At 69.8% G+C, this 12,353-nt stretch carries 15 protein-coding genes; 11 read left to right on the top strand and 4 right to left on the bottom strand.

Going from position 1 to position 12,353, the window contains the following annotated elements; translation table 11 throughout:
- Nucleotides 1-52: 52 nt before the first annotated feature.
- Together ABTW65_RS03735 and ABTW65_RS03730 are read left to right on the top strand one after the other, a co-directional pair.
- On the top strand, nt 53-1,660 hold the full coding sequence (locus ABTW65_RS03735; protein WP_350658571.1) for a GMC family oxidoreductase: 1,608 nt from the start codon (nt 53-55) through the stop codon (nt 1,658-1,660).
- 11 nt (nt 1,661-1,671) lie between these two features.
- Nucleotides 1,672-2,460, top strand: a complete 789-nt coding sequence (locus tag ABTW65_RS03730) for an enoyl-CoA hydratase-related protein (protein ID WP_350658570.1) — start codon at nt 1,672-1,674, stop codon at nt 2,458-2,460.
- Nucleotides 2,461-2,475: 15 nt separating this feature from the next.
- Here ABTW65_RS03730 and ABTW65_RS03725 read toward each other — a convergent pair whose 3' ends face one another.
- The 4 genes from ABTW65_RS03725 to ABTW65_RS03710 are packed head-to-tail and all read right to left on the bottom strand — an operon-like array spanning nt 2,476 to nt 4,275.
- The gene (locus tag ABTW65_RS03725) at nt 2,476-2,679 is read right to left on the bottom strand and encodes a hypothetical protein (RefSeq protein ID WP_350658569.1); all 204 of its coding nucleotides are present in this window, start codon (nt 2,677-2,679) and stop codon (nt 2,476-2,478) included.
- Nucleotides 2,680-2,685: 6 nt separating this feature from the next.
- Complete coding sequence (locus tag ABTW65_RS03720; protein ID WP_350658568.1) at nt 2,686-2,949, bottom strand: hypothetical protein; 264 nt, start codon at nt 2,947-2,949, stop codon at nt 2,686-2,688.
- Complete coding sequence (locus ABTW65_RS03715) at nt 2,946-3,689, bottom strand: metallophosphoesterase family protein (RefSeq protein WP_350658567.1); 744 nt, start codon at nt 3,687-3,689, stop codon at nt 2,946-2,948. Before ABTW65_RS03715 ends, ABTW65_RS03720 begins: the two co-directional genes overlap by 4 nt.
- Nucleotides 3,682-4,275, bottom strand: a complete 594-nt coding sequence (locus ABTW65_RS03710; protein WP_350658566.1) for a nucleotidyltransferase family protein — start codon at nt 4,273-4,275, stop codon at nt 3,682-3,684. Before ABTW65_RS03710 ends, ABTW65_RS03715 begins: the two co-directional genes overlap by 8 nt.
- A 71-nt stretch (nt 4,276-4,346) precedes the next feature.
- On the opposite strand from ABTW65_RS03710, the gene ABTW65_RS03705 reads away from it, so the two are divergent.
- From ABTW65_RS03705 to ABTW65_RS03665, 9 genes are all read left to right on the top strand, one after another.
- The gene (locus ABTW65_RS03705) at nt 4,347-4,904 is read left to right on the top strand and encodes a TetR/AcrR family transcriptional regulator (protein WP_350658565.1); all 558 of its coding nucleotides are present in this window, start codon (nt 4,347-4,349) and stop codon (nt 4,902-4,904) included.
- Nucleotides 4,901-6,133 (top strand): cytochrome P450, encoded by a 1,233-nt coding sequence (locus ABTW65_RS03700; RefSeq protein WP_350658564.1) that lies wholly within the window; start codon nt 4,901-4,903, stop codon nt 6,131-6,133. The genes ABTW65_RS03705 and ABTW65_RS03700 overlap by 4 nt, the downstream gene beginning before the upstream one ends.
- Before the next feature lie 145 nt (nt 6,134-6,278).
- The gene (locus tag ABTW65_RS03695; protein WP_350658563.1) at nt 6,279-7,091 is read left to right on the top strand and encodes an SDR family oxidoreductase; all 813 of its coding nucleotides are present in this window, start codon (nt 6,279-6,281) and stop codon (nt 7,089-7,091) included.
- On the top strand, nt 7,088-8,443 hold the full coding sequence (locus ABTW65_RS03690; RefSeq protein ID WP_350658562.1) for a cytochrome P450: 1,356 nt from the start codon (nt 7,088-7,090) through the stop codon (nt 8,441-8,443). Before ABTW65_RS03695 ends, ABTW65_RS03690 begins: the two co-directional genes overlap by 4 nt.
- Entirely contained in the window at nt 8,440-8,634 is a 195-nt protein-coding gene (locus ABTW65_RS03685; protein ID WP_350658561.1) for a ferredoxin, read from the top strand. The genes ABTW65_RS03690 and ABTW65_RS03685 overlap by 4 nt, the downstream gene beginning before the upstream one ends.
- Nucleotides 8,635-9,234, top strand: coding sequence for a hypothetical protein (locus ABTW65_RS03680; protein WP_350658560.1), 600 nt, complete (start codon nt 8,635-8,637; stop codon nt 9,232-9,234).
- Nucleotides 9,231-10,715, top strand: a complete 1,485-nt coding sequence (locus tag ABTW65_RS03675; protein WP_350658559.1) for an aldehyde dehydrogenase — start codon at nt 9,231-9,233, stop codon at nt 10,713-10,715. The genes ABTW65_RS03680 and ABTW65_RS03675 overlap by 4 nt, the downstream gene beginning before the upstream one ends.
- On the top strand, nt 10,712-11,476 hold the full coding sequence (locus tag ABTW65_RS03670; RefSeq protein WP_350658558.1) for an SDR family oxidoreductase: 765 nt from the start codon (nt 10,712-10,714) through the stop codon (nt 11,474-11,476). Before ABTW65_RS03675 ends, ABTW65_RS03670 begins: the two co-directional genes overlap by 4 nt.
- The gene (locus ABTW65_RS03665) at nt 11,473-12,345 is read left to right on the top strand and encodes an NAD(P)-dependent oxidoreductase (RefSeq protein ID WP_350658557.1); all 873 of its coding nucleotides are present in this window, start codon (nt 11,473-11,475) and stop codon (nt 12,343-12,345) included. The genes ABTW65_RS03670 and ABTW65_RS03665 overlap by 4 nt, the downstream gene beginning before the upstream one ends.
- Nucleotides 12,346-12,353 lie beyond the last annotated feature (8 nt).

Here is a 12,353-nt window from a genome sequence, read left to right as displayed (position 1 = left end):
TAGAACGTGTTCTAGTCTTTGCGGAAGGGATCGCCGGGAGAGAGAAGTGAACATGGAAGCCGACTACATCGTCGTAGGCGCCGGGAGCGCGGGCTGCGCCACCGCCCGCAGGCTGGCCGAGAGCGGTGCCAGCGTGATCGTGATCGAGGCGGGCGGCAAGGACACCGCCTTCGGGATCAAGAACCTGCTCGAGCTGCCCGGCGCGGTCGCCGCGATGCTCTCCACGCCACAGCTGAAGAAGCTGGTCGACTGGGGCTACAAGTCGGTTCCGCAGAGCGCCGCCCTCGACCGGGTCATCCCGATGACCCGCGGCAAGGTGCTGGGCGGCTCGTCCTCGATCAACGGCATGCTCTGGGTGCGCGGCAACCGCCAGAACTTCGACGACTGGGCAGCCGACGGCGCGACCGGATGGTCCTACGACGACGTGCTGCCGGCGTTCAAGCGGATGGAGGACTTCGAAGGCGGCGGAGACGAGTTCCGCGGCGAAGGCGGACCGGTCAAGGTGCGCTACCAGAAGGACCTCACCCCGGCGACGCAGTCCTGGCTCGACGAAGCCCCCAAGCGGCTCGGGGTCGGCGCTCTCGACGACTACAACGGCAAGGAGCAGGAGGGCGTCGGCGTCGTCCAGCTCAGCGCCTCCGAGGGGCGCCGCTACTCGGCCTCGAAGGCCTACCTGCGCGAGCAGCCACTGGACAACCTGCTGATCCTGACCAAGGCCCAGGCCACCCGCGTACGGATCGAGGGCTCGCGCGCGACCGGCGTCGAGGTCGTCGGTGCGGACGGCGACAAGCAGACCATCCGGGCGAGCCGAGAGGTCATCGTGGCGGCCGGCGTCTACGGCTCGCCGCATCTGCTGATGCTCTCCGGAATCGGTCATTCCGACCACCTCCGCGACCACGGCATCCAGGTCCACGCCGACCTTCCGGTCGGCGACAACTTCCACGACCACCTCTTCGTGCCGGTCTCGTTCCGGATGGACTCGGCGCTGCGGCGGCCCACGCCCGCCTACTTCGCGGCCGGCTTCGCGAAGTCTCGGCTCACCCGCAAGGGCTGGGCGGCCGGCTCGCAGTTCGAGGCCTTCGGCTTCGTACGCAGCGCCCTGGCCGGTCAGGTCCCCGACCTGCAGCTGCACGTCCTCTACTGGGTCTACCCGTTCCCGAACCAGGACGGCGAGAAGGCCATCCGGCCGCCGACGAGCAAGCCCGGCCTGTGCATCCTGCCGACGCTGATCTACCCAGAGAGCCGCGGCACCGTACGCCTGGCCAGCGCCGACCCGTCCGCGCACCCGCTGCTCGATCCGGCCTACCTGACCTCGGGCAAGGACACCGAGGTGCTCCTCGACGGCATCGCGAAGGTGCGCGAGATGATGGTCGGCCTCGGGGACAGCCAGGGCGAGATCTCGCCCGGACCGTCGTACGCCACCGACGAGGCGACCCGTGAGCTGCTGCCCAACATCGTGCACAGCGTCTACCACGGCGTCGGCACCTGCCGGATGGGGTCGGACGAGCGCGCCGTGGTCGACCCGTCGCTACGGGTGCTGAGCATCGACGGCCTGCGCGTCGCCGACGCGAGCGTGATGCCCTCCATCACCGGTGGCAACACCAACGCACCCTCGATCATGATCGGGGAGCGCGCCGCCGACCTGATCCTCGGCCGATAGGAGACCCCCACATGTCAGACCTGCTGCTGAGCCAGGACCGCGACCGCGTCCGTACGCTCACCCTCAACCGTCCTGACCAGCTCAACGCGTTCAGCCAGGCGCTCTATGTCGCCCTCGCCGAGGCGCTGCGCGAGGCCGACGAGGACCCTGAGGTGGCCGTGGTGCTGCTGACGGGGTCCGGCCGAGCGTTCTCGGCCGGGACCGACCTGGTCGAGATGAAGGAGACCGCCTCGGGTGGCGACGAGAGCGCCGCCCACGGGTTCATCAGCCTCGTCGACTCCCTGGCCGCGTTCTCCAAGCCGCTGGTCGTCGCCGTCAACGGGCTGGGGCTAGGCATCGGCGTGACGCTCCTCGGCTTTGCCGACCTGGTCCTCGCCTCGACGAAGGCGAGGTTCAAGACGCCGTTCACGACGCTCGGGGTCGCGCCGGAGGCGGCCTCCAGCTTCCTGTTCCCGCGGCTGATCGGACGTCAGAACGCCGCCTGGATGCTGATGTCGGGGGAGTGGTTCAGCGCCGAGGAGGCCCACGAGATGGGGCTCGTCTGGCGGGTCACCGAGCCAGAGGAGCTCCTCGAGGTCGCCTGGGACCACGCCGCCACGCTCGCTGCGAGGCCGATCAGCAGCCTGGTCGCGGTCAAGGAGACGATGACGGCGTCGCTGCGTCCCGGGACCGAGGCCGCCCGGGAGCTCGAGAACGCCAAGTTCGCCGAGCTGCTCGGCGGGCCCGCCAACATCGAGGCGCTCGTCGCCTTCGCCGAGGGGCGGGAGCCCGACTTCACCAGGCTTCCGCCTGGCGTCTGAGCAGGCTCAGCGGGGTCAGCGGGCTCGGTGGGCTCCGTGGGGTCGCTGGTCGAAGCTCCCGTACCGGTCACTGCCGTCGAGATGGTATTTGCGCTCCATCTCGCTCAGGTCTTCCTCGATCTGGTGGCTGCGGCGCCGGTCGAGGAGCGCGGCGATGAGGGTCAGGACGCTCCAGAACAGGATCATCCCGATCACTACCGCGACGATGGTGCCGTTCATCGATGATCAGCTCCTTCGTGGTGGCTGTATCTGCTCGTGCTGCGGTCCGCCCGGCCCGGGCTCGGCGCTGAGCACGATGTAGTCGACGATGTCGAGCCCGGTGTCGCGCTCCCTGATGATCTCGAGGACCGTGGACCGGCGCTCCTCGGAGGCCACCTCGCCGGAGACGACGAGGTTGTCGCCGCGTACCTGGAGCCGGATGCCCAGCTCGTTGGTGCGCGGGTCGGTCGCGATCTCGCGCTCGAGATCTCGCGTCTGCTGCTCGTTCATGCCGACCTCCTGGGGACGACGTCGTAGACACGGAACGCTGCCTGGATGACGGGTTGGGCGACGTTTCGTACGGGCACCCCGGCCGGGGTGATGCCCTTCTCGCGCCCGGCGTGGGCGTGGCCGTGGACCGCCAGGTCCACACCCGTCTCGTCGATCGCCTCGCCGAGCCGGTAGTTGCCGAGGAACGGCCAGATCTCCTTCGGCTCGCCGAGCAGCGTGTCGTCGACGGGAGCGAAGTGTGACAGCGCGACGGTGACGTCCGGATCCTCGCCGGCGAGGTCGTCGAGGGCTTCGCGCAGGAGCGCGGCGGTCTCGATGCCGTGCCCGGTGAAGGCCTTCATCTCGGGTTCGCCGAAGTCCGCTGCGCACCGGCCGACGAAGCCGAGGCAGAAGCCCTTGATGCCGGCGACGCCGAGGCGGCCGGCATCCGTGTCGATGGTGGTCGAGGTGCCTTCGAGGACGGTCACCCCGCGGTCCTCCAGCAGCCGGACGATGTCGCGCTCGGCCCCGGAGTGGTAGTCGTGGTTGCCGAGGACGACCAGGACGGGCACATCGGCGGCGTCGAACTCGTCGGCGAACGCCTCGGCCTCCTGGACCGTCCCGTGCTGGGTGAGGTCTCCGGCGACCAGCAGTGCGTCTGCCTCCTCGGAGATGTCCGTGAGCAGCGGCGCGTAGCGGCCGCGCAGGTCGTCGGCCAGATGTACGTCACCCACTGCTGCCACACGAATCGGATCAGGCATCATCGCCTCCAATACTGCTTCCTTCTATGATGGCGAGCGCGTCGAGAAGGCCGATCGCGGTCTGTGCGAAGGGGCTTCGCTTCGCCTCCTGTCGCACCAGCCGCCAGTCGATCTGCTCGCGCAGGGCACGTGCGGAGCCGAGAATCGGGGACAGGTCGCAGGCGTGCTCGCTCAGCGCCAGCATGCGCGAGATGAGCAGGTCCGTCGAGGACATGACGGGCATGGTGACGGAGTCGACCGGCAGGTCGGTGCACCGCACCAGCAGCTCCTCGTCGACGGGCCCGGTCGGGAGCCGATGGATCAGGTCGACGACCACGGTGTCGCGACCGACCTTCACCAGCCAGTCCTCGGGGGCGTCGACGGTGTCCATCCCGTTCAGGACCAGCGCGCGCACGGCGTCCTCGACGCACTCCTGAGGGAGCACGAAGTCCACGTCGTGGGTGCTCTCCGGCCCGCCTCGGGTCCAGACTGCGTACCCGCCGGCGAGTGCGAACGGGATCTCGGCGGCCTTCAGTGTCGCACCCACCAGCTTGAGGACGTCGCGTTGTCGCTGGAGCTCTTCACCCAGCACGTCTGTTCTCGGCATGTCAGTGCGGTACCCCGATCGCGTCCCGTTCACCCCTTGCCCGAAACGAGAACGTGTTCTAATCTGGACACGTGTCCAGCGCAACGAGCACCCGCCAGGCGGAAACAGTCGAGCGCGTGTTCGCTGCAGGTCTGGAGGAGCTGCGCGAGGTCGGGCACGAGGCATTGACGATCCGTTCGGTCGCCGCGCGGGCCGGGGTGTCCCCGGCCACGGCCTACACCTACCTCGCCTCCAGGAACCACCTCTTCGCCGAGCTCTTCTGGCGCCATCTGGCTCAGACGCCCGCGGTCGAGGAGACCGGCTCCCGCGTCGAGCGGGTGCAGGCGGCCGTCGGCGGCCTGACGGCGCGGATCGCGGAGGAGCCGGCGCTCGCGGCGGCGGTCACGCCGGCGCTGCTGGGCAGCGACTCAGACGTCGAGCGGCTGCGGCTGCGGATCGGGGCCGAGTTCGCTGCCCGGTTCGAGGCGGCGCTCGGCGACGGTGCGGCCGACGCCGAGCGCGAAGCCCTGCTGCTCGCCTTCTCCGGGGCGCTGCTGCAGGCGGGCATGGGCCTGATGACCTACGACGAGATGGCCGACCGGCTCGCCCCGGTCGTTGCCGTGATCGTCGGCCGAGATGGAGTGAGATGACGAGCACCACCACCGAGATCTTCGACCCCTACGACTACGACTTCCACGAGGACCCCTACCCGGTCTATGCCCGGCTGCGGGACGAGGCGCCGCTCTACTACAACGCCTCCGACGACTTCTGGGCGCTCTCCCGGCATGCCGACGTGCACGCCGCGGTGAAGAACGACATCACCTTCTCCAACCGGATGGGGGTCTCGCTCGACGCCAGCGCCTGGAACGCCGAGGCCCATCGGGTGATGTCTTTCCTGGCCTTGGACGGCAGGGAGCAGACCCGGCTGCGGAAGCTGGTCTCGGCCGGGTTCACGCCCCGCCGCGTACGCGAGCTCGCGCCGCAGATCCAGGCGCTCGCCGACCACTATCTCGACGCGTTGGTCACGACCTGCGCCGAGACGGGAGAGGTGGACTGGATCGCCGAGCTCGCCGGCAAGCTCCCCATGGATGTCATCTCGGAGATGATGGGCGTCCCCGTCGCCGACCGCGACGAGGTGCGCCGCCTGGCCGACCTGGTGGTGCACCGTGAGGACGGCGTACGCGACGTGCCGGAGGCCGGTATGACGGCCGCCCTCGAGCTGATCGGCTACTACGCCGAGATGGTCGCGCAGCGGCGCAAGCAGCCGAGCGAGGACCTCACCTCGGCACTCATCGAGGCCGAGGTCGACGGCGATCGGCTGCTCGACCACGAGGTGATCGCGTTCCTGTTCCTGATGGTTGTCGCCGGCAACGAGACCACCACCAAGCTGCTCGGCAACGCGCTCTTCCACCTCGGCGCCCATCAGTCTCAGCTCGCCGAGGTCTTTGCCGATCCCGAGGACACCGCACCGGTGGGCTCGTGGATCGAGGAGACCCTGCGCCACGACACCTCCAGCCAGATGCTGGCCCGCTACGTCGCCGAAGACGTCGAGCTCCACGGCCAGGTCGTTCCCGCCGGGTCGAAGCTGCTCGTCCTGCTCGGCTCGGCCAACCGCGACGAGCGCGTCTTCACCGCCCCGGACGTCTTCGACATCCATCGCCCCTCCGACGAGCTCGGCAGGATCATGAGCTTCGGCGTCGGCCGCCACTTCTGCCTCGGCGCCAACCTCGCCCGGCTCGAGGCCCGCGTCGTGCTGGCCGAGCTGGTGCGGCGTACGTCTGGGTTCGAGGTCCAGGCCGACCGCGCTGTCCGCGTGCACTCCACAAGCGTGCGTGGGTTCGCTGAGCTGCCCGTCACGTTCACCCGGAGGGCGCGATGAGCGGGGCGGATGCTCACCGAGGTATCTCGGTCAGCGCGACGGATGCTCGCCGAGGTAACTCGGTCGGCGACCACCTACTTCGTGGAGTTCCGCGAGGTCAGTACGCATTCGCCGAGTCACCTCGGTCAGCATCCCGGGAGGACGCATGAAGTACGCACAGCCCGACCGCCGCCCGGCGGTGATCACCGGCGCCTCGTCCGGGATCGGTGCGGAGACCGCGAAGGCGCTGGCCACGGCCGGTTTCCCGGTCGCGCTCGGCGCCCGGCGGCTCGACCGGGTCGAGGAGATCGCCGCCGCGATCCGGGCCGACGGGGGAGAGGCGGTCGCGCACCCCCTCGACGTGACCTCGGACGACTCGGTCGCCGAGTTCGCCGCGAAGGCGGTCGCCGACCTGGGCGAGATCGAGGTCGTGGTCAGCAACGCCGGCGTCACCCATCCAGGGGCGACCGTCGACGTCTCCACGGAGACCTTCGGTGGCCAGGTCGACATCAACCTGCTCGGCGCACACCGGGTCCTGCGCGCCTTCGGGCCCGGGATGATCGAGCGGCAGCGCGGCGACCTGGTCTTCCTCTCCTCCGACGTGGCGGTGAGGCCGCGACCGTTCATGGGTGCGTACGCAGCCTCCAAGTGGGGCCTCGAAGGCATGGTCAACGCGCTCCGGATGGAGCTCGAGGGCACCGGCGTCCGGGCCTCCATCGTGCGACCCGGACCCACCCACTCCGACATCGGCAACGAGTGGCCCGCCGAGCTCGGCGGGTTCGTGCTGGAGCAGTGGGTCAGGTGGGGCCTCGCGCGCCACCCGCACTTCCTCAAGGCCCAGGCGCTGGCCGACGCGATCACGTCGGTCGTGACCGCCAAGCGCGGAGTCCACATCAGCACCATCGACGTCAACCCCGAAGCCCCTGTGCAGGCTCCCGCAGGGCCCGGGGAGCGAAGCGACCGACGGGAGCCACGATGACGATCCCCACCGTCTCTACCGTCCTGGACGACCAGGACCCGAGCGTCCCCGAGATCATCCGCGGCACCGGACATCTGCCCGAGATGCGGGTCGACCCGATCTCGCTTTTCACCCGCGTCCGCGAGGAGTGCGGCGACCTCGGGCGCTTCCGGCTCGCTGACAAGGACGTCGTCCTGGTCACCGGGGCAGAGGCCAACGAGGCGTTCTTCCGGGCGCCCGACGACGTGCTCGACCAGGCGGCCGCGTACCCGTTCATGACGCCGATCTTCGGCAAGGGCGTCGTCTTCGACGCCTCTCCGGAGGAGCGGCAGCAGATGCTGAAGAACCAGGCGCTGCGCGGCGACATGATGCGCGGGCACGCGCAGACGATCGAGGCCGAGATCCGCCGGATGATCGCCGGCTGGGGCGAGGAGGGGGAGATCGACCTGCTCGACTTCTTCGCCGAGCTGACCATCTACACCACCTCGGCGTGCCTGGTCGGGAAGCCGTTCCGCGAGGAGCTCGACTCCTCCTTCGCCCAGCACTATCACGAGCTGGAGCACGGCACGGACGCGATCGCGTACGTCGACGCCTACGCCGACATCGAGAGCTTCCGGATGCGCGATGACGCCCGGGAGAAGCTTGTCGCGCTGGTCCAGGCGATCATCGACAAGCGGGTCGCGCGGGGCAAGGTCCCTCGCGAGGAGCGCGACCTGCTCGACGTGCTCATCTCGATCGACATGGACACCGACACCATCACCGGCGTCTTCATCTCGATGATGTTCGCCGGCCACCACACCTCCTCCGGCACCGCCTCGTGGGCGATGATCGAGCTGTTGCGAAACCCGTCGGTGATGGCGGACGTCGTCGGCGAGCTCGACGACCTCTACGCGGACGGCAGCGAGGTCTCCTTCCAGGCGCTGCGCTCGATCCCGGTGCTCGAGGCGGCGCTCAAGGAGACGCTGCGGCTGCACCCGCCGCTGATCATCCTGATGCGCTTGGTGCGCGAGGACTTCGAGCTGCTCGGCGAGACCATCCCGGCCGGCACCCTGCTCGCCGCCTCGCCACGAGTCTCCAACCGGATCGAGGCCGACTTCCCGAAGGCGGACTCCTTCGACCCGAGCCGCTACATCGACCCGCGCCAGGAGGACATGCAGAACCGCTGGACCTGGATCCCGTTCGGCGCCGGCAAGCACCGCTGCGTCGGCAACGCGTTCGCGATGATGCAGATGAAGGCGATCTTCTCGGTCATCCTGCGCGACTACTCGTTCGAGGCGGCACAGCCGCTGGAGTCGTACGCCGACGACTTCACCAAGATGGTGATCCAGCTCCAGCAGCCCTGCCGGGTCCGCTACCGGCGGAGATCGTCATGAAGCTCGCTGCTGACCTGGGGCTCTGCCAGGGGCACCAGGAGTGTCTCGCCGAGGCCCCTGAGCTCTTCGCCTTCGACGACGACGGCGACCACGTCGTCGTACGCATCACCGAACCGTCCGAGGAGCAGCTTCCTGCCGCGCGCGCGGCCGTGAAGTACTGCCCCGCTTTCGCTCTCATTTTGGAGGACTGAATGGACCGCGCCGAGATCGAGGGGTTCTGGGCCCACTGGCTCGACCTCAACCGCAAGGCGGAGGCCGACGGCAACTGGTCGCCGCTGGCCGACGCGTACGCCGAGGACGCGACGTACGGGTGGATGTACACCCCCGACGAGCACTTCATGGCCGTCGGCCGCGAGCAGATCCGGGAGTGGGCGCTCGGCACCGAGATGGCCGGGCTCGAGGGCTGGCACTACGACTACCAGGCGACGGTCATCGACGACGTCAACGCCATGGTGATCGGCTTCTGGCGGCAGCGGGCCGGGATCGTCGACGACGCGACCGGCGAGGAGTACGAGATCCTCGGGATCGGCGGCTCCTGGTTCGGGGTCGCGGCGCGGCCCGACGGCGACGGACTGGAGTTCGCCTGGCAGCGGGACTGGTTCGACCTCGGGTCCACCGCGACCACCTTCCTCGACATCGTCAAGGCCAAGAAGGCCACCGCCGGGCTGCTGGAGCGGATGTCGCTGAACGGCATCGAGCAGCCCGGCCACTACCGCCTCGCCGACCTGCCCTCGACCGTCTGGCCGCCGCCGGTGGCGGCCGGGAACTTCGTGACCCAGGAGCCCGTGTGACGACCAGGACCCCCACCAACCCGCCCGCCCAGCAGCTCGTCGACGGCAAGCTCGGCGCGGCCAGCTCCGGCGAGACGTACGCCATCCTCAACCCGGCCACCGGGCAGGAGATCGGGCGCGCGCCCGACTCGACGGCCCAGGACATGGACGCCGCGATCGCGGCCGCACGCAAGGCCTTCGACGAGACCGACTGGTCGACCGACGTGGCGCTGCGGATCCGGTGCCTGCGCCAGCTCCACCAGGCGATCCTCGACAACGCCGAGGCGCTGCGCGAGCTGACGACCGCCGAGGTCGGCGCACCCGCGTTCCTGGTCGCCGGTCCGCAGTTCGACACCCCGGTCGAGACGTTGAAGTGGACCATCGACCTGGCCGAGTCCTTCGAGTGGGAGCGGGACCTCGGCGTCGGGGTCACGATGGGCATCTCCTCGCGGCGTACGGTGCGGCGCGAGGCCGTCGGGGTCGTCGCGGCGATCACCCCGTGGAACTTCCCCAACCAGATCAACCTGGCCAAGATCGGCCCGGCGCTGGCGGCCGGCAACACCGTGATCCTCAAGCCCGCCCCGGACACGCCGTGGCTGGCCGCGGAGCTGGGACGGCTGGCGGCCGAGCACACCGACCTCCCGCCGGGCGTGTTCAACGTCGTCACCCCGCGTGACAACCGGGTGGCCGCGATGCTGGCCGAGGACCCGCGGGTCGACCTGGTCTCCTTCACCGGCTCGACGGCGACCGGCCGGGCGATCATGGCGGCCGCGGCGCCGAGCCTGAAGAAGGTCTTCCTCGAGCTCGGCGGCAAGTCCGCGGCGATCGTCCTCGACGACGCCGATGTCGCCTCGGCCGCCTCGATGGCAGCCTTCTCGGTATCCGTTCACGCAGGTCAGGGCTGCGCCTTGACCACCCGGCTGCTGGTGCCTCGGGAGTCATACGACGCGGCCGTCGAAGCGGCCGCGGCGACGATGGCCTCACTCGGTGCGGGCGACCCGGCCGATGCCGGCACGATCTGCGGCCCGGTGATCTCCGCGGTCCAACGCGACCGCATCCTCGGCTACCTCGCGCTCGCCGAGGAAGAGGGTGGCCGCATCGCCACCGGTGGCGCCGTCGCGGTCCAGGACGGCGACCTCGCCGGCGGCTTCTGGATCCAGCCCACCGTCATTGCCGGCCTCGACAACACCGCCCGCGTCGCCCGCGAGGAGATCTTCGGCCCCGTGCTGACGGTGATCCCGCACGACGGCGACGACGACGCCGTACGCCTCGCCAACGACTCGCCCTACGGCCTCTCCGGCTCCGTGGAGTCCGGTTCGCTCGAGCGCGCGAAGTCGGTCGCCGCCCGGATCCGCACCGGCACCATCGGAGTCAACGGCGGCCAGTGGTTCGGCCCCGACGCCCCCTTCGGCGGCTACAAGCAGTCCGGCCTCGGCCGGGAGATGGGCGTCGAAGGCTTCGAGGAGTACCTCGAGACCAAGCTGATCGCGGAGCCGGCATGAGCACAGGAGAGACCATGAGGTTCAAGGACAAGGTCATCGTCGTCACCGGGGCGGCGCAGGGGATCGGGGAGGCGTACGCCAAGGGGCTGGCCGCCGAGGGAGCCGCCGTCGTCGTCGCCGACCTGAACGAGGAGAAGGGGCAGCAGGTCGCCAAGGAGATCGAGGCGGCCGGCGGCGTCGCACGCTTCGTACGCTGCGACGTCTCCGACCACGCGTCGGCGGCCGCGCTGGTGGCCGAGACGACCGAGGCGTACGGCGGGATCGACGGGCTGATCAACAACGCCGCGATCTACGGCGACATGGCCTTCGACCTGCTGATCACCGTCGACTGGGACTACTACGAGAAGTTCATGAGCGTGAACCTCAACGGAGCCCTGGTGATGACCCGTGCGGTCTATCCGGCGATGCAGAAACGGGGCGGCGGGGCAATCGTCAACCAGTCCTCGACCGCCGCCTACCTCTACTCCGGCTTCTACGGACTGGCCAAGGTCGGCATCAACGGGCTGACCCAGCAGCTCGCCCACGAGCTCGGCGGGATGAACATCCGGGTGAACGCGATCGCGCCGGGGCCGACGGACACCGAGGCGACCCGCACCCAGGCCGGTGACGCGGCCAAGGAGATGACGAAGCAGATGGCGATCAAGCGCCTCGGCACCACCGAGGACATGGTCGGAACCGCGAAGTTCCTCCTCTCCGAGGACTCCTCGTGGATCTCCGGCCAGATCATCGCCGTCGACGGCGGCGGGACGTTCCGGCTGTGAACGCGGTGCCCAGGACGCGCGCGGGCTTCGTCGGCCTCGGCAACATCGGCAAGCCGATGGCGCTCCAGCTCGCCGCCACGGATGGGATCGAGCTGTGGGTGCACGACATCGCCGAGGAGCCCGTCGCCGAGCTCGGCGCCGCCGGTGCGAAGGCGGCAGGCTCGGTCGCCGAACTCGCCTCGGCCGTCGACGTGCTCAGCGTGATGGTGCGTGACGACGACCAGGTTCGCCAGGTGATCGCCGACGTGCTCACCGCCGTCGGCGACCGGCCGTCGCAAACCCCGCTGACGGTCCTGGTGCACTCCACGGTCGCTCCCGACACGCCTGCCGAGCTGGCGGCGACCGCCGAGCCGCACGGGGTGAGCGTGCTCGACGCCCCCGTCTCCGGCGGCCCGATGGGAGCCGCCCAAGGCACCCTGGCCATCCTGGTGGGCGGCAGCCCGGAGGCGTACGCAGCAGCCGGCCCGGTCCTGAAGGCGATGGGCTCCAAGGTGGTCCATGCCGGCCCGGTCGGCGCAGGGACCAGATTCAAGCTGGCCCGCAACCTGCTCCACTTCGCCTCCTTCACCGCCGCCACCGAGGCCCAGCGCCTTGCCGAAGCGGCCGGACTAGATCTGGTGGCGCTCGGCGACGTCGTACGCCACACCGACGCGATCACCGGCGGCCCGGGCGCGATCATGCACCGCGAGACCACCGCGCCGATCGAGGAGACCGACTTCTGGCACGGCGTCTTCGGCCACGTGGTCGCGCTGGCGGAGAAGGACCTCGGCTTCGCGATCGCGCTCGCCGACGAGCTCGGCGTCGAGGTGCCGCTCGCCCGGCTTGCGCTCGAGCGGTTGGCACCCGGCCTCGGGCTGCCCAAGGACTGAACAAGGAA

The sequence above is a fragment of the Nocardioides sp. NPDC127503 genome (genome assembly GCF_040302165.1).
Classification (GTDB): domain Bacteria; phylum Actinomycetota; class Actinomycetes; order Propionibacteriales; family Nocardioidaceae; genus Nocardioides.
This window is presented reverse-complemented; position numbering and strand designations above follow the sequence as displayed.

Bases quoted from the DNA above. Each gene is read 5' to 3' on its own strand.
- ABTW65_RS03695 (WP_350658563.1), top strand. From the start codon at position 6,279: ATGAAGTACGCACAGCCCGACCGCCGCCCGGCGGTGATCACCGGCGCC.
- ABTW65_RS03685 (WP_350658561.1), top strand. From the start codon at position 8,440: ATGAAGCTCGCTGCTGACCTGGGGCTCTGCCAGGGGCACCAGGAGTGT.
- ABTW65_RS03725 (WP_350658569.1), bottom strand. From the start codon at position 2,679: ATGAACGGCACCATCGTCGCGGTAGTGATCGGGATGATCCTGTTCTGG.
- ABTW65_RS03735 (WP_350658571.1), top strand. From the start codon at position 53: ATGGAAGCCGACTACATCGTCGTAGGCGCCGGGAGCGCGGGCTGCGCC.
- ABTW65_RS03715 (WP_350658567.1), bottom strand. From the start codon at position 3,689: ATGCCTGATCCGATTCGTGTGGCAGCAGTGGGTGACGTACATCTGGCC.
- ABTW65_RS03680 (WP_350658560.1), top strand. From the start codon at position 8,635: ATGGACCGCGCCGAGATCGAGGGGTTCTGGGCCCACTGGCTCGACCTC.
- ABTW65_RS03670 (WP_350658558.1), top strand. From the start codon at position 10,712: ATGAGCACAGGAGAGACCATGAGGTTCAAGGACAAGGTCATCGTCGTC.
- ABTW65_RS03710 (WP_350658566.1), bottom strand. From the start codon at position 4,275: ATGCCGAGAACAGACGTGCTGGGTGAAGAGCTCCAGCGACAACGCGAC.
- ABTW65_RS03730 (WP_350658570.1), top strand. From the start codon at position 1,672: ATGTCAGACCTGCTGCTGAGCCAGGACCGCGACCGCGTCCGTACGCTC.
- ABTW65_RS03690 (WP_350658562.1), top strand. From the start codon at position 7,088: ATGACGATCCCCACCGTCTCTACCGTCCTGGACGACCAGGACCCGAGC.
- ABTW65_RS03720 (WP_350658568.1), bottom strand. From the start codon at position 2,949: ATGAACGAGCAGCAGACGCGAGATCTCGAGCGCGAGATCGCGACCGAC.
- ABTW65_RS03700 (WP_350658564.1), top strand. From the start codon at position 4,901: ATGACGAGCACCACCACCGAGATCTTCGACCCCTACGACTACGACTTC.